The following is a 24,002-nucleotide window of genomic DNA, read 5'->3' on the forward strand; positions in this document are numbered from 1 at the left end:
ACACATTGAACAAAAAGAAAAATTTTCTTTCGCCCAATAAAAAACGCCCCAGTCAAAAGCTGACTGGGGCGGCTGAATCAGCCTAATCCAATAACGTGAAACAAAAGGTCTGAAAGATAGAACATCTTACCTCTGTACCCTACGAGTATTAATGTACAACAATTGGTCAGAATTGCAAAGAATTTTTGTAGTTTTTTTTCATGAAATTTTTATTAAGCAACATCAAAGTTAACTTTGCGCTAGCTTTTTTAATCGCAAAAAAAAGCCAGCGTTTGTGCGCTGGCTCATAATTAATTGGTTATTTTGGTCTAAAAGTGACTAATGAGCTTGATCCCAGTTGTCACCGTGCCCTGCTTCTGCAACCAACGGTACTTTTAGCTCTGCTGCAGATTCCATCAATTTCTGTACTTTACTTTCAATTTCGGACAATGATGACTCTTCAACTTCAAAGACCAATTCATCGTGTACTTGCATTAACAACTTCACACGGCCATTGCCTTCTTCCTGAATCCACTGATCAACCAACAGCATCGCTTTCTTAATGATGTCCGCAGCTGTACCTTGCATCGGTGCGTTGATTGCCGCACGTTCAGCAGCTTTACGACGCATACCGTTGCGCGATTTGATTTCTGGTAAATGCAAACGTCGACCAAAAATCGTTTCAACATAGCCCTTATCTGCAGCCGTGCTGCGCGTGTCTTCCATGTACTGCATAACGCCAGGGTAACGCTCAAAGTATTTATCCATGTAGGCTTGTGCTTCGCCGCGAGGGATACCAAGCTGCTTCGCCAAACCAAATGCACTCATGCCATAGATAAGCCCGAAGTTAACGGCTTTAGCACGGCGACGCTGCTCGCTCGATACTTGTTCAATATCCAGGCCCATAATTTCTGCCGCAGTTGCAGCGTGAATGTCTTTACCATCACGGAAGGCATCCAATAACGCTTGGTCGCCAGAAAGGTGCGCCATGATGCGCAGTTCGATTTGCGAGTAGTCGACCGCTAAGATTTTATGGCCAGCTGGTGCGACAAACGCTTGGCGAATACGACGGCCGGCTTCGTTACGAATTGGAATGTTTTGTAAGTTCGGATCGGTAGAAGATAGACGACCTGTTGCGGTTACTGCTTGATGGTAAGAAGTATGCACACGCCCTGTTGTTGGGTTGATCATCTTCGGCAGCTTGTCCGTGTACGTCGATTTAAGCTTCGCCAAACCGCGATATTCCAAAATCAATTTTGGCAGTGGGTAATCTAAGGCAAGCTCTTGTAGCACTTCTTCATTCGTCGATGGTGTACCTGATGGCGTTTTCTTCACCACCGGTAAACCCATTTTTTCAAATAGGATGGCTTGTAATTGCTTTGGCGAGTTCATGTTGAACTCTTGCTCAGCGATTTCATACGCCTTCTTTTCAAGCTCATCAAGGCGAGCGGTAATCTCGACCGACTGCGCACTCAGCTTCATTTCGTCAATAAAGACCCCGGTGCGTTCAATGCGCGAAAGAACTGGCACCAACGGCATTTCAATCTCTTCGTACACTGTCTTTAGGCTTTCATCCTGCTCGATATTCGCAAACAAGCGATTGTGCAGACGAAGGGTCACATCCGCATCTTCTGCCGCGTATGGCGATGCTTGTTCCAACTCGATTTGGTTAAACGTAAGCTGATTTTTGCCTTTACCTGCAATTTGCTCAAAAGAAATGCAACTATGCTGTAGGAAGCGCAGCGCTAAGCTGTCCATATCGTGTTTACCGCCGACACTGTTGTAAATGTACGATTCCAACATCGTGTCGTGCTTGATACCTTTTAGTTCAATGTCATAACGAGCCAATACAGACGCATCATACTTTAAGTTTTGACCAACTTTTGCTTTCGCTGCATCTTCAAGAATTGGCTTAAGCTGTCCTAGAACCCAATCACGATCAAGCTGTTCAGGTGCATCTAGGTAGTCATGTGCAACAGGCACATAAGCGGCAATGCCTTCATCGACAGCGAATGACAAACCAACCAGGTTCGCTAGCATGTAATCTAGGTTGTCGGTTTCCGTATCAAACGCAAACAACTCGGCCGTTTGAAGTTTGTCTAGCCACGCATTGAAGGTTTCTTCATCCAGAATCGTTTCATATTGGCTGCGGTCGATTGTCACTGCGGAAGTTTCCATCTCGGCATGAGAAGCAGAGGCTTGAGCAGAGCCAGCAAGCTCAACAGCTTCTACCGACCCAGAACCGCCTTCAAGTAGTTCGTTCAACCAAGATTTAAACGTCAGTTGGCCATACAGCTTCACTAGTTCGTCTTTATTTGGTTCCGCTTTCAGCAGTGATTCTGGCGTTTCTTCAAGTTCAACATCCAATTTAATGGTCGCGAGCTCGTACGACAGCATGGCATTTTCTTTGTTATCGATGAGCTTCTTCGCCATGGTTTTAGAACCACGGAAACCGAGCGCAGCAATGTCATCGAGATTTTCATACAGCTTAGTCAGACCGCCAATACCTTGCAGTAGTGCGGTCGCTGTTTTATCACCCACGCCTGGCACACCAGGGATGTTATCTACTTTATCGCCCATCAGCGCTAGGTAGTCGATGATTAACTCAGGAGGAATGCCAAACTTTTCAACCACACCTTCACGATCCATAACGACGTTCGTCATGGTGTTGATCAGGGTAATATTATCATCCACCAACTGCGCCATGTCTTTATCACCAGTACTGATCAATACAGGCATGCCCTTTTGTGATGCTTGATGCGCCAACGTACCAATGACGTCATCCGCTTCGACACCAGGAACACAGATCAGTGGTAAACCCATCGCGCGAATAACATTGTGCAATGGTTCAATTTGGCAACGCAGATCATCCGGCATTGGCGGACGATTAGCTTTGTATTCTGCATACATATCATCACGGAAGGTTTTTCCCTTCGCATCGAAAACCACCGCGATGCGCTCAGACGCAAACTGACGCATCATGCTGCGTAACATGTTCACGACACCGTAAACGGCATTAGTTGGAATTTCACCATTGCTCATGGTGCCCGGGTAGGCGTGAAAAGCGCGATATAGGTAAGAAGAGCCGTCGATAAGGATCAACGGATTTTCAGGAATACTTGCCATAATTGTCTGTATCCAATTCAGTACTTGAGAGATCTGCCTAGGATGCCATGACTGCTGATCCGAATCTATCTTGTTCGCTCGATCTAGGTCGCGTAAATTTTTCGATTTTATTCACGAAGACAACCTCACCTTGTGGATAACTCTGTTTATAGAAATTATCCACTGGTTATCCAATGATAGAAAACACAAAAAACACACATGGTAACTTGTTGTTTTTAAATATTTATTTTATAAAACGGCGAGAAGATCAACGATCCTTAAATGATCATCGTGTGTGGAAAAAATACGAATAGTGACGTCAAATAGAAATCGTAGAAAAGAAAAAAGCGACCCGAATGGGGTCGCCTAGCAGAAGTGGTAAAGCAAATTCTGTAAATAGAGCAGCTTAACCAAGAAGCTATAAATTACACTGGAAGCAATGTGAGCAATGTCGTGTCAAAAAGAATTCGTGCAAGTTCTCGGAAAAATGTTTCATCACTTCTCAACTTTCAGTTAATCAACTTCTGTTAATAAGTCATTCAACGTCCTTGTGAACTCTTCCTCATTCCCTAAGACAGGCTTAATAATAATGATTCTCATTTCTTAGTCAACAGTTAAATGAGAAAAAATCTCATTTATTTTCACATCGCTTTAATGAAATGAACTCGAGACTCACGAAGATTAATTTTTTCTTCAAATTTTTCAATGATATAGCCATTCCTCAATAACAATCGAAGCATAGCAGGAAACTGATTTCGAGATTTCACTTTTAACGTGTTATAGCCTTGCTCAGCCGCCCAATCTTCTTGTGCTTCCAAAAGTAATTGTGCCACGCCTTCATTTCGAGCCTCAGGAACGACACCACCTAACCAGCTATAGAAAACACCATCCTCTAATTCGTAACCTATTTTGAAGCCGACAATCGTGCCATTTTTTTCTGCAACGAGGATTAAACTGTTTTTCTCTTCTAAACGTTGAGTCATGGAGTCTACCGTTTCTCCTTTCGAAAATTCGGTAACACGTGCCACAACTTGAAGTGCTTCTTCCAATGTGCCTTCACGAATCAGCATTGTCATTGTTCTCTTCTCCAAAATAAAAATACCCAAGCACCTTGGATTGTTACTGTTGTAATCCGCCTGAGGTTACTTGGGTATATACAGACGAACAACTCTTGTTGGTCTGGTGTTTCTCACTGAGCGATAATTACTCTTCAGTCGCTTCCGGAGTACGATTTAGGTGTTGAGCAGTTTGTGCATTCTCTTCTGCCAACCACTCAGCCACATCTTTCGCAAAGTACGTTAAGATGCCGTCAGCACCTGCACGTTTGAAGCACAGTAGTGATTCCATCACAATTTCGCGCTCTTTGAGCCAGCCATTCATGATCGCCGCTTTATGCATCGCGTACTCACCAGACACCTGATAAGCAAACGTCGGTACCTGAAGTTCGGTTTTAACTCGGCGAACTACATCTAAGTATGGCATACCAGGTTTAACCATCACCATGTCCGCACCTTCATTGATGTCTAGCGCCACTTCATGGATCGCTTCGTCAATGTTTGCTGGGTCCATTTGGTAGTTTTTCTTGTTGCCGCCTTTTAGATTTGAAGAAGAGCCAACCGCATCACGGAATGGTCCGTAGTAGTTCGACGCGTACTTAGCCGAGTAAGCCATGATTTGTGTATGAATGTAGCCCGCATTTTCTAATGCTTCGCGGATCTTACCAATACGGCCATCCATCATGTCTGAAGGCGCGACGACGTCAGCACCCGCTTCAGCGTGAGACAAAGCCTGCTTAACCAGTACTTCCGTGGTTTCATCATTCATTACGTAACCATCTTCATCGATGATGCCGTCTTGGCCGTGCGTCGTGAATGGGTCAAGTGCCACGTCTGTGATCACACCGATTTGAGGAATATGTTCTTTAAGCGCACGTACTGCTCGCTGAACCAAACCTTCTGGGTTGTAGGCTTCAGTAGCACATAAGCTTTTAGCGTCTTGGTTTACGACAGGGAAAAGCGCGATTGCTGGAACGCCTAGATTTGCAAGGTATTGCGCTTCTTCTAGCATTAAATCAATCGACAAACGCTCTACACCCGGCATGGACTCCACGCTCTCACGACGATCTTTACCCATTAGGATGAACATTGGGTAAATCAGATCATTAACAGAAAGTTGGTTCTCAGCCATCAAACGACGACTAAAATCGTGCTTACGTAAACGACGCATACGGCGTGCAGGGAATGGACCTTGAATTGATACAGACACCATTTTCTCCTTGTCTGGACGGTTATGATGATCAAATCATCTGGTGAACAAAATCATATCACTCTTGATGCATGTTGCGAGTGACAATCTGGAAAAAGGTAATGAAAAAAACTGAAAATGACCCAGCACTCACACTCAAGTATACTTCGAATACGAAACCAACCATGAAGCACAGAGAGTAACGATGATCGATACCCACGCGCACATCTATGCCAGCGAATTTGATAACGACCGCGATGAAGTAGTACAACGCGCCTTAGCGCAAGGCATTAATAAGATCCTGTTGCCAAACATCGATCTGGACTCTATTGAGCCCATGCTACAAACCGAAGCGGCATATCCTGACGTGTGCCACTCAATGATGGGACTCCACCCTTGCTATGTGGATAACAACGTTGAGCAAACGTTGGAAATCATCCGCGGCTGGTTTGAGAAACACAAGTTTATTGCGGTGGGCGAAATTGGTATCGACCTGTATTGGGACAAAACCTATCGCGCCAAGCAAGAGATGGCATTCGTGACTCAGCTAAACTGGGCAAAAGAGATGGATTTACCAGTCGTTATCCACACTCGTGATTCGATTGAAGAAACACTCACTTTGCTAAGACAAGAGCAAGATGGTCGTCTGCGTGGTGTATTCCACTGTTTTGGAGGCAGCTTAGAAGAAGCGCAAGCAATCAATGAGCTAGGCTTCCACTTAGGCTTGGGTGGCGTATCGACCTTTAAGAATGGCGGGATGGATAAAGTCATTCCACATTTGGATATGCAGTGGGTCATTTTAGAAACCGATTGTCCATACTTAGCGCCAGTACCGCACCGTGGTAAGCGTAATGAACCAGCCTACACTTCTCTCGTTGCACAACGTGTTGCCGACTTGCGTGATGTCGATGTCGCAACTATCGATGCAATAACGACTGAAAATGCCAAAAAGCTGTTTAATATTTAATTCACGAAAATTGAAAAAAGCGACGAAATCAACGTCGCTTTTTTATTACCTAAACTATTGAATGAATGATTCAACCTATTGAAATAATAGAACAACCCACACAAAGTTATTGATAAACATAATAATTAACTAGCAACTCTACTTACCTCTCATATCACCACTTTACTTCGTCTGTTTTGCAAAACTGTCGACAATTAGACATATTCTTTTTCTATACTGCTTTATGCCCATTAATTAGCGCAAATGTAAAACAGCATGAATATGGAAGTTGAAGTGTGTACACATGGTGCTTACTTACAACGCGTACCGCGCAGTTTTTTTCAAAAGCTGCTGGGCATCAAGGAAGTATACGTATGCACAAAGTGTGGTTACGTCATGAAAGTTAAGTAATTAGCCCAAGAAACAAACCAACCGCAAAAAAAAGCGGCTCAATTGAGCCGCTTTTTACATCTACAGTAAACTTATTCTTCGGTTTCCGCTTCTGCCTCTTCGCCTCGACGCGTATAAAAACGCGCAAAGAATAAACCGACTTCAAACAGTAAGCACATCGGAATGGCGAGTAAGGTTTGCGAGATCATGTCTGGTGGCGTTAACACCATACCTACGACAAACGCCGCCACAATGATATAAGGCCGTTTCTGTCTTAGATCTTCTGGTGTGGTGGCCCCAGTCCAACACAACAAAATAATCGCAACAGGCACCTCGAATGCGATACCAAACGCCATAAATAGCGCCAGTACAAAATCGAGATAGCTAGAAATGTCGGTCGCAAACTCTACACCACCCAATGAGATAGCAGTAAAGAAGCCAAACACTAGTGGAAACACCACAAAATACGCAAATGCCACACCGCAATAAAACAGCAGTGAGCTGGAAAACAGCAACGGCATAATCAAACGACGCTCATGTTTGTATAAGCCAGGAGCAACAAAGGCCCAAACTTGATACAAAATAAACGGCACCGCAATAAATACCGAAGCGATTAACGTCAACTTCAGTGGCGTGAAAAAGGGTGAAGCCACATCCGTAGCAATCATGGTTGCGCCTTCAGGTAGACGCTCTACTAAAGGTGCGGAAACAAACTCGTAAATGTGGTTAGAGAAATAAATTAGTCCGACAAACACCACCAACACTGCCAAAATTGAGCGCAGTAGTCGGTTGCGAAGCTCCAACAAATGACTAATTAAAGGTTGTGTCTGCTCGACGGTAGACATGGCAAACCTCTTATTAAAAACCAGATCAAAAAGGAGCTACCAATCACTAGTAGCTCCTCCTAATGAGACTATTCGGCTTTCTTATCTGCCGCTGTAACCTTGCTCTCTTCCGCTTTCTCTACCTTTTCTGCTGCTGGCTCTGTTTTTACAGGCTCAGCCTCTGAATCGGTGTTCTTTGCGTAAGGACGATTTACAGATTGCGCTGCCTTCTTCAATTCTTCGACTGAAGATTTCAACTCAGGGGACAAATCATCCATCCCCATTTGCTCTGCTTTGCGCAAGTTTTCTTGCAGCTCTTGGACTTTCAGCTCGTGTGACAATTCGTCTTTGACGCTATTTGCCATACTCTTAGCGGCACCGATAAAGCGAGACACGCTGCGAATAGCATGAGGCAAACGCTCCGGCCCAAGAACGACCAGACCAACAACAGATATTAATACCAGTTCCCAAAAACCGATATCAAACACGTTTTACGCCTGCTCTTTGTCTTTTTTCGTTTCAGGAGCAGCTTCTTTTTTCTGCTGCTCTTCTAGACTTTTTGGTTCGAAGTCTGCGTCTTTGTCATTTTTCGCAGGTTCATCTTCGCTCATCGCTTTTTTGAAGCCCTTAACGGCACCACCCAGATCGCCACCGATACCGCGTAGTTTCTTAGTTCCGAATAGCAATACAACAATTACAGCAATGATTAGAAGTTGCCAAACACTGATACCACCCATTCTCTTTACCTCGGGTCTTTAAATAAACAAAAATATTTCAAGAGTTTAACGTCTATTGACGATAAGCTCGCCAACTAAGCAGCCAAAATGTGACACCTGCGATACCGCTGGCCAACGAAAGCTGCTCAAAAGCATTGTTCACCAATATTGCCGAGCATACGACTAAAGTGGCGCCAACGCCAAATAAAAACTTTCCTGTCGCCTGCTGGCGCTTGCTCTGACGATACCCTTGGTAAAGCTGATCCATGCGTTGGTTCATCGCTTTACCTTGTTTCAGGCTATCGTAAAGCAGCTCTGGCAGTTCCGGTAACTTCTCTGCCCAAAATGGTGCGCGATCTTTAATCGCATTCACCAAAGCTTGCGGCCCAACTTGATTCATCATCCATTCTTCAAGGAATGGTTTTGCGGTCTCCCACAAATCAAGCTGAGGGTACAACTGCCTACCAAGACCTTCCACGTACAGCAGCGTTTTTTGCAGCAATACAAGCTGTGGCTGAACCTCCATATTGAATCGACGTGCCGTGTTGAACAAATTCAACAGCACATGACCAAAGGAGATTTCGCACAGTGGCTTAGCAAAAATAGGCTCACACACAATACGAATCGCGAACTCAAACTCATCGACATTGGTATCGGCAGGCACCCATCCTGAGTCCACATGTAACTCCGCAACTCGGCGGTAGTCTCTATTGAAAAACGCCAGGAAGTTTTCCGCCAGATAACGCTTGTCTTCACTATTAAGTGTACCAACGATTCCGCAATCTAGCCCGATCCACATTGGGTTCTCTGGGTGTTCTGGTTTGACGAACACGTTCCCCGGATGCATATCGGCATGGAAGAAGCTGTCTCGGAACACCTGAGTGAAGAACACACTCACGCCGCGCTCCGCGAGCAATTTCATATTGGTGCCATTTGCTTTCAAGCCTTCAATATCAGAGACTTGAATGCCATATATTCGCTCAGAAACCATGACAGTTTCATTACTGAAGTCAGGAAAAACTTCAGGAACATACAATTCTTCGCTGCCTTCAAAGTTGCGGCGCAACTGAATGGCATTCGCCGCTTCACGTCGTAAGTCGAGTTCATCAAGCAATGTTTTCTCGTACTCACGTACAACTTCAACTGGTTTCAAACGACGTGCTTCAGGCATCGCTCCGGCGACTATACGCGCCATTCGGTGCATCAGTTTTAGATCTGAATCAATGACCGGGCGAATATCTGGGCGGATAACCTTTAATACCACTTCTTGGTTAGAGTCTTTTAAACGCGCAGTATGCACCTGAGCAATCGATGCTGACGCCAGTGGTTTGATATCAAACTCGGTAAACCAGTTTTCTAACGGACCACCTAATGCTTGCTCCATCTGCTTTTTTGCTAGCTCACCATCAAATGGCGCGACTTGGTCTTGAAGCAAAGCTAGGGGATCAGCAATATGCGGAGGAAATAAGTCACGGCGCGTTGACATCATCTGACCGAACTTAATCCAAACTGGCCCCAGCTCTTGCAACGCTAAACGCAGGCGCTCACCGAGTGGTTTTTCTGGATGCTTGTTCTTAATCCAGAACAGGCTTTTGCGCAGTAATAACGGAGCTTTGGTCAGTTGGTGATCGGGAAGCAGCTCATCTAAGCCGTATTCCAGTTGTACTTTGGCGATGTGGTATAAGCGCTTTAGTTCTGCTGGCGTCATGGTTTCTCCAATGCCGGCTTATTTGCATCCAGCTTATTCAGCAAAGCAGTCAAGCGTGCTTCAACGCGAGAAGCCTGGCTGCGAACCTCATCAACCTGGTCGCAAAAATACGCCACTTCTAGAGGAGCAGGTGCCAACTTCCACTCTTCAGTCACTACTTGCGCAAGATGACGCTGGTGTTTTTCTGCTTGAGATGCGAGGAAGTTGCCTATGTTTTTTGAACCTTGCACAAAGGTATGTGCGGCGACATCGCCAGTCACGCGAGACAACCACTCTTCAACATCTGGCTTGCAATCCACCATCAACTGAGAGAATTTCTGCGCCAATTGAATATCGCCTTCAAGCTCAAGTTTATCTTGTTTAATAAGGCGAGTGATGTTGGCCTGGTCACGCAGCTCTGGCAACACGCTCAAGTTGAGCGATAAGTAGCAGTTTGGCTGTCCTTCATAATGACCGAGCACATCAATTTGCTGACTAAAAACGAACGTCAGTGTTTTATTGATCTCTTTCAGGTGAACTTGAATAACTTGACCTTTTAGACGCGCTAAACGACGGCCCAATGCAGGGTCGTCTTTGATCAGAGTATTCAGTGACGTTTCAATCACAGCGGTGATAAGTGGTTCAAATGGCATGCCGTTAACCCTTAGAATTTATAACCGCGATGCAAAGCCACAATACCACCAGTTAAGTTGTAGTATTTGGTGTTTTCAAAACCTGCGTCTTGCATCATGCCTTCCAGCGTTTCTTGGTCTGGATGCATACGGATTGACTCCGCTAGGTAGCGGTAACTCTCTGAGTCATTCGCAACTAGCTCACCGATTCTCGGCAACAAGTGGAATGAATATGCGTCGTATACTTTCGATAACGGCTCTAGCACTGGTTTTGAAAATTCCAACACCAATAGACGGCCGCCTGGCTTCAGTACGCGGAACATTGAACGAAGCGCTTTGTCTTTGTCAGTCACATTACGCAAACAAAAACTGATGGTGATGGCATCAAAATAATCATCTGGGAACGGCAGTTCTTCTGCGTTGGCTTGAACGTAATGCACGTTACCCACAATTCCGTTATCGCGCAGTTTATCGCGACCAACATTAAGCATTGAGTTATTGATATCGGCAAGGATGACATGGCCTTCATCACCAACAATACGCGAGAATTTCGCCGTTAAATCACCCGTACCACCACCTAGGTCAAGAATACGTTGGCCAGGGCGAGCGCCACTACAATCGATAGTGAAGCGCTTCCAAAGGCGGTGAATACCACCAGACATCAGGTCATTCATGATGTCGTATTTTGTTGCCACGGAGTGGAATACTTCGGCAACCTTAGTCACTTTTTCGTCTTTTGCCACTGTAGAGAAACCAAAGTGAGTGGTTTCATTCTCTAACGCTGTATTGGATTGCAAACTTGTGTCCGTCATTCTAATTCCTCTTAGGCAGCGCTTTCTCTCTGCGGGGCGTTTGCTGACAAATAAAATCGCCCACTGCACTGCGGGCGATTAGTTTACTTTATCCTCAGCCGGATGTCTTTCTACTAACGGGTCATTTTCTGAAAATGAATCACTCTGCGCTAACTGTGCGAGGTCAGAAGAAATTGGTCGTTTGATTTCAACCCCAAGGTGCTTAAAGCTTTCGGCTTGACGAATCACATTCCCGCGCCCTGTGGCAAGCTTGTTCATTGCGCCTTGATAGCTTTGATTCGCCTTATCCAGCGCACCGCCAAGCCCTTCCATGTCGTCCACAAACAATCGTAGTTTGTCGTAGAGTTTTGTCGCGCGCTGCGCAATCATTTTGGCGTTTTCATTCTGGCGTTCATTGCGCCATAGATTATCAATGGTGCGCAGTGCCACCAGCAACGTTGTTGGGCTCACCAAAATGATGTTTTGCTCCATCGCGTCTTTGATCAAACTTGGATCGGCTTGAATCGCAACTTGGAACGCAGGCTCAACCGGAATAAACATCAGCACATAATCCAAACTCTGAATACCTTTGAGTTTGTGGTAGTCCTTCATGCTTAAACCCTTAATGTGAGCACGCAGTGCGGCTAAGTGCGCACTCAAAGCCTGGTCTCGCTCGGCATCAGTTTCGGCGTTGAAATAGCGCTCATAGGCAACCAGCGCCATTTTGGAATCCACAACCACTTGTTTGTTTTGTGGGAGATGAACAATCACATCAGGTTGGTAGCGCTTGCCTGCTTCATTTTGCAAATTCACCTGAGTCTGATATTCGTGCCCTTCACGTAAGCCAGACTCGGCAAGCACCCTAGCGAGCACCACTTCGCCCCAGTTACCTTGCTGCTTGTTGTCCCCTTTCAACGCTTGGGTCAAATTAACCGCTTCGCGCGTCATTTGCTCATTCAAACGTTGCAGGTTTTTCAGCTCATGCACTAAGGTATGGCGCTCTTTAGCTTCTTGGCTAAAGCTGTCATTAACGTGCTTTTTGAATCCTTCTAGCTGCTCTCGGAGCGGTGACAACAAACCCTCCAAACTCTGACGGTTTTGCAAGTCGACCTTCGCGGTTTTTTCTTCAAACAGTTGGTTGGCCAAGTGCTCAAATTGCTGTTTCAGGCGCGCTTCCGCTTGCTCTAGAATTTGCAGTTTTTCGGCATTGGCTTGGTTGATTTGCTCATGACGTGCTTGCTGCTCACGCAGTTGCGTTTCTAGACGTGATTTGTGCTCACGCATCTGACCAAGCTCATCAAAGTATTGCTGGCGCTCTTGCTTTACGGCCTCGAAGTAACGCAGTTTTTCCATTGCTGCCATCAGCTTTCCATGTGTTTGGCGTACTTCAAACGCGGCTTTATCGCGCTCATCATCTAATTCATCCAACTCTTGCTGGGCATCGGCAAGGCTTTGTTTAACCTGTTCAAGCTGCTGTTGGTGAAGCTGCTTTTCTGAAACAAGTTGTTGTTCGAGAAGCTGAGTTTGGGTGATAAAACGCTGTTTCACCCACCAACCGACGGCGACACCACTAAGCGTGGCAGCGCAAAGAGAAGAGAGAATGAGAGATTGGTACTCAAGAATCCATTGCATAATAGCGAGTTAGCCTGTGTTTTGTATCTATAACAATGGTATTTAGACACTGGATAAATGTCCAGTTTGTTGGATGAAAAATCCTCGCATACACTAGGCCTTCCTATAATATTCTTTCTTCCGCTCAAATGAACCAGACCGAGCGGCACATCATCACGCAGAGGCATCATGAACGAGCGTCGCGCCCTAGGATTTGGGCTCTCAGCAGTATTACTTTGGTCTACCGTTGCAACCGCATTTAAACTCACGTTGGCAGAATTTACGCCAATCCAAATGCTGTGCATTGCCAGTATCGTCTCTGCGATTGCGCTGACGGTAATCTGTGGTGTGCAAGGCAAGTTGGGCCAATTAAGTGCCACCTTCCTCTCAAACCCTTGGTATTACCTACTGCTTGGGTTGATTAACCCCTTGGCGTATTACGTCATTCTCTTTAAAGCGTATGACTTGCTTCCTGCATCTCAAGCCCAAGCAATTAACTACAGCTGGGCCATTACCTTGACGCTAATGGCTGCTGTTTTCTTAGGGCAGAAGATCCGAGCTAAGGATTGGCTCGCTTGCGGTTTTAGTTATATAGGTGTGATTGTGATTGCCACACAAGGCAATGTTCTCGGCATGCAATTCGAGAGCCCGTTGGGCGTGGGGCTGGCGCTGCTATCGACACTGTTGTGGGCTGGTTACTGGATTTTAAACACCAAAAATAAGGCCGACCCTGTGGTTGGTGTATTACTTGGTTTTTTGGTCGCTATTCCATTTGCCATTGGTTTAAGTATTTATGAAGGTGCGAGCTGGCAGGCAATCTCAATTAAAGGTTGGGCAGCGGTGACGTATGTCGGGCTATTTGAAATGGGGATTACTTTCGTCCTATGGCTGAGCGCCCTCAAATCGACGCAAAACACAGCCCGCATCAGTAATCTGATCTTTGCTTCGCCATTCATCTCACTGATGCTATTGGCAACCATCATTGGTGAAGAAATTCATCCATCAACCTTGATTGGTTTAATACTGATCATCAGTGGATTAGTGGTCCAACAAGTATCGTGGGGTAAAAAAACCAAAGCCATGAGCACTTCTCAATGATGAACAAAAAACCTCAACAAACGATGCAATGAGTTGGATAAAAAAGAGATATAGCTAACAGTTTAATGATAGAAAGCGCCTTACGCTGCTGGGAATTACCTAAGCGTTGGATACGATACCAACACGGCCCAATAGCTTAAGCTAGATTCTAATACCACTATCTTTGGGCGCTTCAGGACACGTTATTAATTATGTTTCGCTTCGCTATTCCTTCGCCTTTGATGGCAGACTGGCAACAGGCTCTGCAACAATGCTGTGATGCTACTCAAGCTCAGGGACAACTTTATACTCTGAGCGATACCCAGCAGTGGCTATCAACTGAGGTGTCCACCTCGGCTCAAAATCATCGCGCTATCGTCGAAGTGGTAGTGCAAGTTACCGCTCAATTTACACCGACAGACTTGACGATAAGCCACACATCCTTTGGTCAGCAAACCTTGAGCATAGGCCCGATTTGGCTACCAAATGGCGATCTGTTTGCCGTATTAGCGCTAACTCACCCTGACGATCAAATCACAGTAGTCTCTGCTTGGCTGAGTGCATTAGTGGGAAGAATGAGCTTTGATATCAGCTCACACTACCAGCAAGAACGAACACGCCATCAAACTACAGCGACCACACCATTACCGACGCTGCAAGAGTTTATCGACTGCCTTGAAGACCATATTTGGATAAAAGGCATGGATGGTCTTTATTCGATGACCAACCGAAGCGTAGAAAATGCGTGGCAAAAGACCAACAGTGAGATCATCGGCAAAGACGATTTCGCACTGTTTAGCCACGAGCGAGCAGAGAAGTTCATTGAGGCCGATAACTTGGTCGTGGCGACAGGCACGCTGAACATCGTCGAAGAATGCCGCCAAATTGATGAAAACAATAACCCAACTTGGCTAGAAACCATTAAGTCTCCTGTCCGTGATAATGACGGTAACTTAATTGGCATTCTGGGCATGACGCGCAACATCACACGCCGGAAAATGGTCGAAACGCAACTCTCATTGGCGTCCAAAATTTTTAATAACTCACAAGAAGGCATGGTCATTACTGATCGCAATGCCAACATCATTGATGTAAACACAGCCTTTACTCAAATCACCGGCTATCGCTCTGAAGAGGTGATTGGAAAGAACCCTAGAATTCTGCGCTCAGGTCATCATGACCAAGGCTTCTATAAACAGTTGTGGCATCAGCTCGAAACCAAAGGTCAATGGAAAGGCGAGTTCATCAACCGAAAGAAAGATGGCAGCATTTACCCGCAGTTAGCGACCATTAGTGCCGTAATGGACGATAAAAATCATCTCATTAACTACATCTGTGTATTTGAAGATATTTCCGTGCGTAAAGCACACGAAGAAAAACTGCAGCGCATGGCCTTTTATGATCCGTTAACGAATCTACCTAATCGCACCCATTTACTTAGCTTGCTTGAGCAACACATTGAAACCGGGCACAAGAACCAACAGACGTTTGCCACCCTATTTCTGGATATCGACCATTTCAAGCACATCAACGATAGCATGGGTCACTTTTGTGGTGATCAGTTACTGTCTAAGTTGGCTATCCGTCTGCAAGATATTCTTCACTTAAATGCGCATGTGGCTCGTATTGGCGGCGATGAGTTCGTGATCATTTTGCCGGACGTCCACAGTGATGTGGCTTTGCTGGAAACCGTCGGTGATATTCTCAGCGTTTTCCAACAACCGTTCGACTTGGCAAATCACGACTCACTGCGCGTCTCGACCAGTATTGGCATAGCCTTATACCCAAGAGACGGCCAAGACAGCGAAACCTTACTCAAAAACGCAGATACAGCAATGTACTTAGCGAAGAAAAATGGGCGCAACGGCTACGCATTTTACTCGCCAGATTTAACCGATAAATCCGTATCTCATGTGCGCATTCAATCTGCTTTACATCAAGCGATAGAAAAACAGCAACTTCGATTAGAGTTCCAGCCACAATATAACTTGGATCAACATGCGATTGTTGGCGTTGAAACCTTATTACGCTGGCAGCACCCCGAATTTGGCCTTGTACCACCAGCCGACTTTATTCCAATTGCAGAAAAAACGGGGCTTATCCAAAGCATTGGCGAGTGGGTCTTGCTACACGCTTGTCAGCAAGGAAATGCTTGGCTGAAGCAAGGCATTGAGTTTGGCAGAATTGCGGTTAATGTGTCGGCATTACAGCTTCAGCAATCGAATTTCATTCAGAGATTGAGTGATATCCTCAATCAAACCGATTTTCCTGCTCAACGGCTGGATTTGGAGATCACCGAGAGCTTTTTACTGATCGACCCTCAACAAGCCATTGCGTCGTTAAATCAACTAAGAGGCTTAGGCATCGAGATTTCTCTGGATGATTTCGGCACAGGCTATTCGTCTTTGTCTTATTTGAAAGGTTTACCCATCAATAAGCTGAAAATTGATCGTTCGTTTGTCAGTGATGTACCCAGCAACAGCGATAGCAATGCGATTGTAAATGCGATTATCGCCATGGGCAAAACACTGTCATTGAAAGTGGTAGCGGAAGGAATAGAAACTCAGGAGCAAGCCGATTACTTGTTCGAAAAAGGCTGTGTTTACGGTCAAGGGTATCTTTTTAGCCGACCAGTAAGTGCGGAAAAACTTTTTCGTTGAGCCAGCTTGTCGCCCAAGTCATTCTCGTGGAGCCACATCCTCGGGGATGGTTTGGCTTGGTTGACTTTGAGTTGATTGACACAGCTCTAGACGTTCAACCAAAATATTAATGCAGACCAATAGCGGTACACCGATTAAGAGCCCCATACCGCCCCAAAGCCAACCCCAGAACACGAGCCAAACGAAGATCACTAACGGATTTAAATTGAATCTTTTCCCTAATAACGTTGGCGTGACAAACTGACTTTCAATCAAGTTGATCAACAAATAGATAGACACCACAGTGAGCATAAAACTGACCGACTCCAACTGCAGATAAGCCACAAAACCGAAACTCACCATGGAGATGACTGGGCCGAGATACGGCGCAAAATTCATCACGCCAGCAAACGCGCCCCACAAGAACGGGTCCTCAAGGCCTAGAACAAAAAACACCGCCCCAACACTCAACCCAAGTCCCGCATTCACCAACGTGATAGTGCCAATGTATCGAGATAGGTCTTTCTGTAGTGCTTTGACCAGTTCAATCGCTTGGCGCTGCTTGGCAAACCCATGCAAGTACGACACTGACTTTCGAAATAAGCTGCGTCCATGATTGAGCATAAAATAAACCATAAACAGCACGATCATCGCTTGTGTCAAAATGGTCGGCGTCGTGGTCGCGAGTGTCTTCACCAAAGAAAATACGGTGTTATTCCCGACTTCATCCATACCCATATCGCTGGCAATATTCAGCGGCGTATTAAGGTGATCCGCCGAGGCTTGAGTCACTTCACTCACTTCTTGCGACACATTTTTCACGATACTGGGTAGTTCAGACCACCACTGCTTAGCTGGCTCCGACATGGCAGCAAGGCCAATAATTGAAGCACCAACCAAGAATGACAGAGTCACCACGACGGTAATCGCGCGCGGTAAACCTTTGTCTTCAAGATAATTAATGAAAGGACTGCATAACAGAGAAATAAAGGTACTAAGCACAATAGGTAACAAGATTGGCTTAGCAAAATACAACCCTGGAACGAGCAATAAGACAAGAAGGGTTGCACCAATCGCGGTGTTGGCAGGGATGTTCAATTTCGCTGTCATAAAAAGGCTCAAGGTCGGTAGGAATCATTATCGGCGAAAGCCGTTATTGGGGTTGCTCGACTTCTGTTTGTGTCGCGGTCTCTTCTGTCGAAGCAGTAGTGCCTGCTTGTAGTTCAGCATTTCGCTCTTGTTCTACGCCCGACTGGTTAGAAGACGCGGCCCTAACTGGCTTGGCAAGCGAATCCGTTAGTTCGGAGACACTACTCGCCAATAGCCCCATGGAAGAAATAGAGGAAGTCAGTCGAGACAATCGACCCGCTTTGGCAGCGGTAACGGCAACGACAGCACTAATACCTAGCGTCGTCCAAGGATTTTCTTTCACAAACTTCTTAGTGGTAAACGTGAACATTTCCATCGACAAGCAGCATTGCTCTAAAGATGCCTTACCTTCCATCCGCTTGATTCGCATGGCTCGATTGAGCTTTTGTAGCGAGCGCATCCCACCCCTCCTGCAACTGTTCTGTCGTATTTTTGAATCCAAGGAAACCAACTAAACGCTTCTGCCACCAAGCTAAAGACAATAATGCCAAACCTAAGGACGCAATAAATACGCCCACTGCAACATACACGTTAGCGGTCAGCTGATAAGCCACCACACCAGAGGCAAGGCACAAACTGAACACGAACAATACCGACAATAAGGTAAAAACAATGGTGCACAGCAAAATCTGTCGCGCTGCGGACGCATTAATTTTCACCTCCAAGAGGAACAAATCCAACGTTGAACCCGACCACGCTTTCAGCGATTGAGTCAATTGGTCCAGTTGTGAAAGAATACTGCTCAAACCATTGATGGTTTGTTGGATATCCTGCTCTTGTGCCCCACTTGGGGCTCGACCGCTGTCTGCTGCGGCCGAGCCTGGTTGCTGGTTGGTGACTTGTCCGGAGTTATTCATTGGAACCCTCGCCTTCTGTTATGTGGCTTAATCCGTTGGACCGTGATTATTTGATCAGCTTCGAAACCGCCCAACCCGCAAGGAAGGCACAACCAATGCTCAGCAATGGACGCTCCTTGATAACGTTCTCTGCCGACTTGGTCGCCTGCTGAACGTGTTCCGCGCCCACATCAAATTTCTCTTTAGCTTGGTCTTTCATTGCGCCGACGGCTTCCGTCGTGGCTTGCTCCGCTAAGTGATATGCTTCTTCTAACTGCTCTTGAGGTTTTACTGTGCTTTCTTTTGTTGTAGCCATAACTAGCCTCCGTTGATGAGTTGAGTAGTAAATAAAGTGAAACAACTTTTGAACTCACTTACTCACTACAAAGCTATATCCGTGCCAAAATTATAAATACATGTTTTTAATTGGTTTTTGTTTTATTTCACGACAAACCCTTATCTGTACGTGTAATTCTTTCCAGACTTCCCCAGCATTCTTGTAATTTTTTCTTAGCGCCTTGTCTGCAACCCTCCAATTCTTGCGCAATAAACTCATAACCAATTGATTAATAGAAAAATAACATTCCTTGGCATACAACCTGCAACTAAAGATGAAACATCTGTGTTTGTTCCCCATACGTACAAACACTCCCATCACCAACCAAATCAGGAGTGAGATATGAAAAATGAAAATATCGCCTCAATCATTGAGCTTATCGAGAGCGGAAATGACATTTACAACAAGGCCATTGAGAACATTGACAACACTTCTTTGAATAATGTGTTGGTAGAACTGCTTAGAGTACGTGAGCGAGCGGTGCTTGAGCTTACTCCCTACACATTGGCAAATAACCAGGAAGACTCTGCCGACGACACTCCGGTTTCCTACACCATTAAAGCGCGTGAGGTATACAGCGATGTGATGAAGGAGGTGTCTTCTGACAAAGAGTCCATGTATTTGGAACAGCTCGAAGGTGTTGAAAGCAAGGTGCTCAAAGAGATCGAAAACCTAATTACTAGCCACCCAGAGCAAGCGGATAATTCGGTTCTACTGAAAGTTCGCAGTGATATCAAAAGCTGTAAAGAAAAGCTCAGCAGCATCAGCCTTATCAGCTAATCCTTAATGGTCGCCTTGCAATCAAGCGCTGGCAGAGAAAATGGCCAACTTGTTTTGGCCATTTCTGATAAGGCCACAGGCACCTCAATACAACCAAAACTAGAAAACACTAAACCGAGTAATCAACACGGTAGTCATAAATAAAGAGGTCAGTATGACATTGGATAATAATCGAGTAAGGGAGCTACTCGTAAAAATGACACACCATCGCCAAACGTGTTTGCCTCTCGTTAATCCGCAATCGCATATGACACTCGCAAGAGCGGCGTATCGATTCGTTAAAATAGAAAAAGTGATGATCAAAAAGATGGCGAAGTTGTTCTTCGACCAAGATGGTGAACAATTCATTGCAGAAAATGCCACCGAATACGGCGTTGCCGAATTAGGTAATTACAAAGAAATGCATTTCATGAACAAGTTGTTGTTAGATGATTTAAAAGCGCTACTCAGAGCCATTGACGACACTAACTTAACGGCGCTTGTTTCTTACTGGTTAGCTGCTTTACAAGTCGAAAACGATGAAATTGAAAAGCACTTACCCCAGGGTGAGTAGTCATACTCACCCCCTTCTTCCTTTCACTTCGAGAACGATAAATAGACGCTCTCTCAGATACAAAAAATGCCGATATAAAAAAGCCGCTGCACCTACGCAGCGACCTTATTGGTTCCTTCAAAACTACGACTAAACCGGTAAACAAAGGCACGCTATAAAGCACTAGGCAAATGGCGCGTTATCCACCGCTTATCTGTTTTAAAGCTAAGCCGATTTACTTCTCCCGCTTGGGACAAATACATTCAACGATTTTGGACGAAGCTTAATCGCTAATTGCTCATCAGAATAAAGCTCACCATCAATCACATACTCAATCGGTTTGTTCGCAGAAATAGTGACATTCTGAGCCGTCGCGTATTGAAAATGAGTCGATTCCTCCTGCGCACCTACGCTGGTTAATGTCAGATCAGACAATGCGATGAGGCGTCCACCTAAAGATTCGGTGTTATCTAAATACGTGATATGCAGCTTGCCATCGTCAGGCTGCGGAGCACCACCACCTTGCGCGAGCAACGTACTAAAAGGAGCGATGTTCGCAACGACAAAGCTATGAACTTCTAGCGTTTGTGATCCATTTTCGCGGTTTCCATCTTCAAATGGCGCATCCATCGCAACAGTCAACGTCTGCGTCTCTTCCGCCACCACCGCGTTAAAAAAGCCCGTTAAGTAGGCCAATTGTCCAAAGGTGTTTTTCTCTTCTCGCTGCGCATGCTCGATCATTTTCTGCTCTAGGCCAATACCTAGGACTAACAATATAAGCCTCTGATTACACTCAGCCGTATCAATACGTTGGCAGTGACCTGCTAGCAATGCTTCACACGCTTTTTCGACTGGTGAGAATTTTGCGCCAACTCCATAGAGCACATGACATAACGCATTGGCGGTTCCGAGCGGAACAATACCGAGTTTGATATCGGTACCTACCAGCTGGTTCGCCACTTCCGTCACTGTGCCATCGCCACCCGCTACGATAATTTGCTTAGCCCCACTTTCTTTTGCCTGCAGCGTGAGCTGCTCAGCGCTGAGATTTGTGGTGGTTTGATGAATACTCAAGCGATATTTTTTGGTTAGTTCACGAATCAAGTGCTGTTCGTTTTCCTCCCATTTGCCGCCACCTGCAACAGGGTTAACCACCATCCAAGTGGACTGATCCAGACCCAGTACGCCTTTTTCACTTATCGCTCGTAACGTTTTGATCTGCAATTTATTCAATCTCGCGGTACTGCGCACGTCATTGATTTTTTTCATCACAGATTCAACCGTCAGCGACGGATCTTTGCTCAGTAGATACGCCGCAACAACAAACACCGATCGACCACGCCCTAACGCACAATGCACAACCACAGCTCGCGAGCACGAGATTTGCGTATCAATCCAGTTAATCGCATGACGCAAGCGTTCCAACGTTGGGGCTTTGTGGTCGAGCACCGGAATCGAAAGGTAATGAAACTGCTTGTCGGTCATCGCACTTTCAAGCCCAGCAAATTCTGCGGTGACATCGACAATACAAGAGATGTCATTGGATTCGAGAAAATCTAAGTCACTCTGAAATAGCCGACGGGAGAGGTATAAATTATCGCTGACTTTTTGGATCGGAGGCACAGTATCGCGCCGTCTTTCCCAGGCATTATACGCTCTAGCGCCCAGTAAAAAGGGGATGAATGCCCAGCGGATCCACCTGACAATCTTGCCGTCTTGGTTTTTTCTAAAAATGGAGGGAATGTCGAAAACGTAGGCTACGCTGACTAATGCTAAAGAAAGAGATACCCATAAGAACAACAGGCTAACCATGATTTGGGGAATATAAATAGCGGCCAATAAACTGATCAGAGCGCCAAGAATATAATATTTGATGATAAACATTCGCTCTCCTTGCCTTCAGCGAGTGCGCTTTTTTAGTGAAAGTGAGAATAAGCTGGTTTTAGTTTAGGCTAATTAGCTTGGTAAACGCTTTGATTGGGCCCCTTCCCGTGCCGAAATGGCACGAAAAGGACCAATACTCCACCTAACTAGCCATTTCTTCGACGTAGCTATCCGCTAGTTTCATTTTCTGCTGATCGGTCATCACCTTACCGGCCAATTGGAAAAAACGCTGCTCTTCTTCTTCGAGGTGGTGCAATACTTTGTGACGCAAAGTTTTCATGAGGTTGAGCCATGCTGGCGAGCTCATGTCGGTTGCATCAAGCTGTGCAATCACTTTATCAATCTCGTGGTGCTCTGCGATGCCATGACGAGTAAGATCGATGGTTTTATCGCTCTCGATTAAAGGCGCGTAGAAAAAACGCTCTTCTGCGGCGGCGTGCTGTTCGAGTTCATCCTTCAGATTGTGGTAAAACTCTTCGCGTGCAGGGGAATCTCCAGACGTTTCCATCAGAGCATCGAGTAAAAGGCGTTGCTTTTCATGACTCTCTTTTAGTACATCAAATATGTTTTTCATCTTTGACTCCTCATCTGATTGTAAACACTTGGGATAAAAGGAAGGGCGGTGATTGACCGCCCTTCTCTTACATTGCTGTGAACAAAAAGCTGACCTGACTCGACTAACAATCTTGGTCTTCTGCGTTCAAGTTCTCTTTAATATTTTCACACTCATCTTCAATCGCATTTTGAGTTTCTTCGGCGGCTTCATCTATCTTCTTGCCTGCCTGTTCCATTGGCCCTTCTTCACTACAAGCAGCCAGTGCGAACACCAAACCAAATACTGCGGCGATACGGTAAATTAATGACGTAAGTCGCATGAAATCTCCTATCTATTTACGTTTTTTCTTCCTAGCAGAACAATCACTATTGATACAATTAATGACAATAGGAATAGGTAAAATATCACTTGCGCGATAGAGGCCGCCGCCCCTGCAATACCAGTAAAACCTAGTAGTGCAGAAACCAGTGCCAAAGCCAGAAAAATAAACATCCAACGAACCATAGTGTTACCTCCTAATAAAAGTGGGTTAGGTCACTCGGCTCGTTATTATTGAACCACTTCTAGCTTATCAATCACCTTATTTACATCATTGGTATTATTTGCAATTGAAAGTGCAAGATCATGCTCCGCATCTGAATTAACCTTACCTGCCAACGTTACCGTTTTACGTTCCGTCGTTACATCAATGTCCGTACCACTTACATTGGTATCCATCAGTAGGCGCGTTTTAACTATAGTCGTGATTTTAGAGTCGGTCAGTGTGGCTAATGCCTCTGAATCGGTTTCTTTCTTACCTTCATTCACCACTGACAATTCGTTGTTTACTTTTTTCACACCATCAAGACCTGTTACAAGCTCTTCGGCAAGCGATTTTTCAAGGTCATTGTTTACCGAACCAGAAAGGGTAACTACCTGATTTTCAACATCGGTGTTGATATCAAAAGAGTTAAGGTTACTGTTTAGCAGCAGCGTAGTTTCGGCTTTACCATCTAGCCAAGCGTCCATGGATTCTTTTTCCCATTTATCACTCGCTAAGACTGCTGTAGATGAAGTAGCAAGAACTGACGTAAGTACAATTTTAGCTGCGATGTTATTCATGGTAATTCTCCTTTATTGACGTTGTATTTCCATAGGAGCAAACCATGTGCCAAGTTTTTAACCAATTGTTTTTAAAGGAATAATAAAAACAAAAGATAAAAATAAGACAAACAAGAAAATATAAGCATGAATTATTTACACAGAAGAAATGTAATTTTTAATCGTTAATAATTTCGCAATCAATTA

General features: G+C 45.2%; 24 protein-coding genes. 5 read left to right on the forward strand and 19 right to left on the reverse strand.

All coding sequences use genetic code 11. The features are described 5' to 3' along the window. Nucleotides 1-318 precede the first annotated feature (318 nt). The 3 genes from polA to hemB all read right to left on the reverse strand — a co-directional run bounded on the left by polA (nucleotide 319) and on the right by hemB (nucleotide 5,349). Nucleotides 319-3,105, reverse strand: coding sequence for a DNA polymerase I (gene polA / locus L3V27_RS14660; protein WP_046874157.1), 2,787 nt, complete (start codon nucleotides 3,103-3,105; stop codon nucleotides 319-321). 620 nt (nucleotides 3,106-3,725) lie between these two features. Further along, complete coding sequence (locus tag L3V27_RS14665) at nucleotides 3,726-4,160, reverse strand: GNAT family N-acetyltransferase (RefSeq protein ID WP_012841227.1); 435 nt, start codon at nucleotides 4,158-4,160, stop codon at nucleotides 3,726-3,728. 127 nt (nucleotides 4,161-4,287) lie between these two features. Next, on the reverse strand, nucleotides 4,288-5,349 hold the full coding sequence (hemB, locus tag L3V27_RS14670) for a porphobilinogen synthase (RefSeq protein ID WP_031777176.1): 1,062 nt from the start codon (nucleotides 5,347-5,349) through the stop codon (nucleotides 4,288-4,290). 184 nt (nucleotides 5,350-5,533) lie between these two features. Here hemB and L3V27_RS14675 point away from each other — a divergent pair, with 184 nt between their 5' ends. Further along, nucleotides 5,534-6,295, forward strand: a complete 762-nt coding sequence (locus L3V27_RS14675) for a TatD family hydrolase (protein WP_104971128.1) — start codon at nucleotides 5,534-5,536, stop codon at nucleotides 6,293-6,295. Between the two features lie 461 nt (nucleotides 6,296-6,756). Here L3V27_RS14675 and tatC read toward each other — a convergent pair whose 3' ends face one another. The 7 genes from tatC to rmuC all read right to left on the reverse strand — a co-directional run bounded on the left by tatC (nucleotide 6,757) and on the right by rmuC (nucleotide 12,946). After that, a complete protein-coding gene (gene tatC, locus L3V27_RS14680) occupies nucleotides 6,757-7,509 on the reverse strand; it encodes a twin-arginine translocase subunit TatC (RefSeq protein WP_005394442.1) in 753 nt (250 codons plus the stop codon). A gap of 68 nt (nucleotides 7,510-7,577) precedes the next feature. Beyond that, complete coding sequence (gene tatB / locus L3V27_RS14685; RefSeq protein ID WP_005382959.1) at nucleotides 7,578-7,976, reverse strand: Sec-independent protein translocase protein TatB; 399 nt, start codon at nucleotides 7,974-7,976, stop codon at nucleotides 7,578-7,580. Nucleotides 7,977-7,979: 3 nt separating this feature from the next. After that, nucleotides 7,980-8,225: a Sec-independent protein translocase subunit TatA gene (gene tatA / locus L3V27_RS14690; protein WP_005382958.1), complete on the reverse strand. Its 246-nt coding sequence runs from the start codon at nucleotides 8,223-8,225 to the stop codon at nucleotides 7,980-7,982. 52 nt (nucleotides 8,226-8,277) lie between these two features. Further along, nucleotides 8,278-9,912, reverse strand: a complete 1,635-nt coding sequence (ubiB, locus tag L3V27_RS14695; RefSeq protein ID WP_104974618.1) for a ubiquinone biosynthesis regulatory protein kinase UbiB — start codon at nucleotides 9,910-9,912, stop codon at nucleotides 8,278-8,280. Continuing rightward, nucleotides 9,909-10,544: an SCP2 domain-containing protein gene (locus L3V27_RS14700; RefSeq protein WP_065646522.1), complete on the reverse strand. Its 636-nt coding sequence runs from the start codon at nucleotides 10,542-10,544 to the stop codon at nucleotides 9,909-9,911. Before L3V27_RS14700 ends, ubiB begins: the two co-directional genes overlap by 4 nt. A gap of 11 nt (nucleotides 10,545-10,555) precedes the next feature. Next, on the reverse strand, nucleotides 10,556-11,335 hold the full coding sequence (gene ubiE, locus L3V27_RS14705; RefSeq protein ID WP_005394436.1) for a bifunctional demethylmenaquinone methyltransferase/2-methoxy-6-polyprenyl-1,4-benzoquinol methylase UbiE: 780 nt from the start codon (nucleotides 11,333-11,335) through the stop codon (nucleotides 10,556-10,558). A 78-nt stretch (nucleotides 11,336-11,413) separates the two neighbouring features. Next, nucleotides 11,414-12,946 (reverse strand): DNA recombination protein RmuC, encoded by a 1,533-nt coding sequence (gene rmuC, locus L3V27_RS14710; RefSeq protein ID WP_005394435.1) that lies wholly within the window; start codon nucleotides 12,944-12,946, stop codon nucleotides 11,414-11,416. 168 nt (nucleotides 12,947-13,114) lie between these two features. Between rmuC and L3V27_RS14715 the strand changes: the two genes are divergently transcribed. Continuing rightward, nucleotides 13,115-14,023, forward strand: a complete 909-nt coding sequence (locus L3V27_RS14715) for a DMT family transporter (protein ID WP_237312161.1) — start codon at nucleotides 13,115-13,117, stop codon at nucleotides 14,021-14,023. A gap of 191 nt (nucleotides 14,024-14,214) precedes the next feature. Next, complete coding sequence (locus L3V27_RS14720; RefSeq protein ID WP_237312162.1) at nucleotides 14,215-16,662, forward strand: bifunctional diguanylate cyclase/phosphodiesterase; 2,448 nt, start codon at nucleotides 14,215-14,217, stop codon at nucleotides 16,660-16,662. Between the two features lie 18 nt (nucleotides 16,663-16,680). Here the strand turns inward: L3V27_RS14720 and L3V27_RS14725 are convergent, their stop codons facing one another. The 4 genes from L3V27_RS14725 to L3V27_RS14740 are packed head-to-tail and all read right to left on the reverse strand — an operon-like array spanning nucleotide 16,681 to nucleotide 18,942. Beyond that, the gene (locus L3V27_RS14725; protein ID WP_005394430.1) at nucleotides 16,681-17,751 is read right to left on the reverse strand and encodes an AI-2E family transporter; all 1,071 of its coding nucleotides are present in this window, start codon (nucleotides 17,749-17,751) and stop codon (nucleotides 16,681-16,683) included. A 43-nt stretch (nucleotides 17,752-17,794) separates the two neighbouring features. Beyond that, the gene (locus L3V27_RS14730) at nucleotides 17,795-18,190 is read right to left on the reverse strand and encodes a hypothetical protein (protein ID WP_237312164.1); all 396 of its coding nucleotides are present in this window, start codon (nucleotides 18,188-18,190) and stop codon (nucleotides 17,795-17,797) included. Further along, on the reverse strand, nucleotides 18,135-18,647 hold the full coding sequence (locus L3V27_RS14735; protein ID WP_104970021.1) for a hypothetical protein: 513 nt from the start codon (nucleotides 18,645-18,647) through the stop codon (nucleotides 18,135-18,137). The genes L3V27_RS14730 and L3V27_RS14735 overlap by 56 nt, the downstream gene beginning before the upstream one ends. 46 nt (nucleotides 18,648-18,693) lie before the next feature. Next, complete coding sequence (locus L3V27_RS14740) at nucleotides 18,694-18,942, reverse strand: hypothetical protein (RefSeq protein ID WP_005394426.1); 249 nt, start codon at nucleotides 18,940-18,942, stop codon at nucleotides 18,694-18,696. 363 nt (nucleotides 18,943-19,305) lie between these two features. On the opposite strand from L3V27_RS14740, the gene L3V27_RS14745 reads away from it, so the two are divergent. Next, a complete protein-coding gene (locus L3V27_RS14745) occupies nucleotides 19,306-19,743 on the forward strand; it encodes a DUF2383 domain-containing protein (protein ID WP_005394423.1) in 438 nt (145 codons plus the stop codon). Between the two features lie 154 nt (nucleotides 19,744-19,897). Further along, complete coding sequence (locus L3V27_RS14750) at nucleotides 19,898-20,296, forward strand: hypothetical protein (RefSeq protein ID WP_005379193.1); 399 nt, start codon at nucleotides 19,898-19,900, stop codon at nucleotides 20,294-20,296. 204 nt (nucleotides 20,297-20,500) lie between these two features. Here L3V27_RS14750 and L3V27_RS14755 read toward each other — a convergent pair whose 3' ends face one another. From L3V27_RS14755 to L3V27_RS14775, 5 genes are all read right to left on the reverse strand, one after another. After that, nucleotides 20,501-22,159, reverse strand: a complete 1,659-nt coding sequence (locus L3V27_RS14755; protein WP_005394415.1) for a diacylglycerol kinase family protein — start codon at nucleotides 22,157-22,159, stop codon at nucleotides 20,501-20,503. 142 nt (nucleotides 22,160-22,301) lie between these two features. Beyond that, nucleotides 22,302-22,733 carry a hemerythrin domain-containing protein gene (locus L3V27_RS14760; RefSeq protein WP_005394414.1) on the reverse strand — a complete coding sequence of 144 codons (432 nt, stop codon included), beginning with the start codon at nucleotides 22,731-22,733 and terminating at the stop codon, nucleotides 22,302-22,304. Between the two features lie 103 nt (nucleotides 22,734-22,836). Then, nucleotides 22,837-23,034, reverse strand: coding sequence for a hypothetical protein (locus L3V27_RS14765; RefSeq protein ID WP_048624594.1), 198 nt, complete (start codon nucleotides 23,032-23,034; stop codon nucleotides 22,837-22,839). 8 nt (nucleotides 23,035-23,042) lie between these two features. Beyond that, nucleotides 23,043-23,219: a DUF1328 family protein gene (locus L3V27_RS14770; RefSeq protein WP_012841233.1), complete on the reverse strand. Its 177-nt coding sequence runs from the start codon at nucleotides 23,217-23,219 to the stop codon at nucleotides 23,043-23,045. A 45-nt stretch (nucleotides 23,220-23,264) separates the two neighbouring features. After that, nucleotides 23,265-23,816: a BON domain-containing protein gene (locus L3V27_RS14775; RefSeq protein WP_012841234.1), complete on the reverse strand. Its 552-nt coding sequence runs from the start codon at nucleotides 23,814-23,816 to the stop codon at nucleotides 23,265-23,267. Between the last annotated feature and the right edge of the window lie 186 nt (nucleotides 23,817-24,002).

The organism is Vibrio sp. J2-3(2022), assembly GCF_021725735.1.
In the GTDB taxonomy this organism is placed as follows: Bacteria; Pseudomonadota; Gammaproteobacteria; order Enterobacterales; family Vibrionaceae; genus Vibrio; species Vibrio diabolicus.

Excerpts from the sequence above, each read along its gene's own strand:
- tatA (WP_005382958.1), bottom strand. The coding sequence starts at position 8,225 with ATGGGTGGTATCAGTGTTTGGCAACTTCTAATCATTGCTGTAATTGTT.
- L3V27_RS14775 (WP_012841234.1), bottom strand. The coding sequence starts at position 23,816 with ATGAATAACATCGCAGCTAAAATTGTACTTACGTCAGTTCTTGCTACT.
- L3V27_RS14700 (WP_065646522.1), bottom strand. The coding sequence starts at position 10,544 with ATGCCATTTGAACCACTTATCACCGCTGTGATTGAAACGTCACTGAAT.
- L3V27_RS14765 (WP_048624594.1), bottom strand. The coding sequence starts at position 23,034 with ATGCGACTTACGTCATTAATTTACCGTATCGCCGCAGTATTTGGTTTG.
- L3V27_RS14720 (WP_237312162.1), top strand. The coding sequence starts at position 14,215 with ATGTTTCGCTTCGCTATTCCTTCGCCTTTGATGGCAGACTGGCAACAG.
- rmuC (WP_005394435.1), bottom strand. The coding sequence starts at position 12,946 with ATGCAATGGATTCTTGAGTACCAATCTCTCATTCTCTCTTCTCTTTGC.
- L3V27_RS14750 (WP_005379193.1), top strand. The coding sequence starts at position 19,898 with ATGACATTGGATAATAATCGAGTAAGGGAGCTACTCGTAAAAATGACA.
- L3V27_RS14715 (WP_237312161.1), top strand. The coding sequence starts at position 13,115 with ATGAACGAGCGTCGCGCCCTAGGATTTGGGCTCTCAGCAGTATTACTT.
- L3V27_RS14730 (WP_237312164.1), bottom strand. The coding sequence starts at position 18,190 with ATGCGCTCGCTACAAAAGCTCAATCGAGCCATGCGAATCAAGCGGATG.
- L3V27_RS14675 (WP_104971128.1), top strand. The coding sequence starts at position 5,534 with ATGATCGATACCCACGCGCACATCTATGCCAGCGAATTTGATAACGAC.
- L3V27_RS14735 (WP_104970021.1), bottom strand. The coding sequence starts at position 18,647 with ATGAATAACTCCGGACAAGTCACCAACCAGCAACCAGGCTCGGCCGCA.
- L3V27_RS14760 (WP_005394414.1), bottom strand. The coding sequence starts at position 22,733 with ATGAAAAACATATTTGATGTACTAAAAGAGAGTCATGAAAAGCAACGC.
- polA (WP_046874157.1), bottom strand. The coding sequence starts at position 3,105 with ATGGCAAGTATTCCTGAAAATCCGTTGATCCTTATCGACGGCTCTTCT.
- L3V27_RS14665 (WP_012841227.1), bottom strand. The coding sequence starts at position 4,160 with ATGACAATGCTGATTCGTGAAGGCACATTGGAAGAAGCACTTCAAGTT.
- L3V27_RS14725 (WP_005394430.1), bottom strand. The coding sequence starts at position 17,751 with ATGACAGCGAAATTGAACATCCCTGCCAACACCGCGATTGGTGCAACC.
- L3V27_RS14740 (WP_005394426.1), bottom strand. The coding sequence starts at position 18,942 with ATGGCTACAACAAAAGAAAGCACAGTAAAACCTCAAGAGCAGTTAGAA.
- L3V27_RS14770 (WP_012841233.1), bottom strand. The coding sequence starts at position 23,219 with ATGGTTCGTTGGATGTTTATTTTTCTGGCTTTGGCACTGGTTTCTGCA.
- L3V27_RS14755 (WP_005394415.1), bottom strand. The coding sequence starts at position 22,159 with ATGTTTATCATCAAATATTATATTCTTGGCGCTCTGATCAGTTTATTG.
- ubiE (WP_005394436.1), bottom strand. The coding sequence starts at position 11,335 with ATGACGGACACAAGTTTGCAATCCAATACAGCGTTAGAGAATGAAACC.
- tatC (WP_005394442.1), bottom strand. The coding sequence starts at position 7,509 with ATGTCTACCGTCGAGCAGACACAACCTTTAATTAGTCATTTGTTGGAG.
- ubiB (WP_104974618.1), bottom strand. The coding sequence starts at position 9,912 with ATGACGCCAGCAGAACTAAAGCGCTTATACCACATCGCCAAAGTACAA.
- L3V27_RS14745 (WP_005394423.1), top strand. The coding sequence starts at position 19,306 with ATGAAAAATGAAAATATCGCCTCAATCATTGAGCTTATCGAGAGCGGA.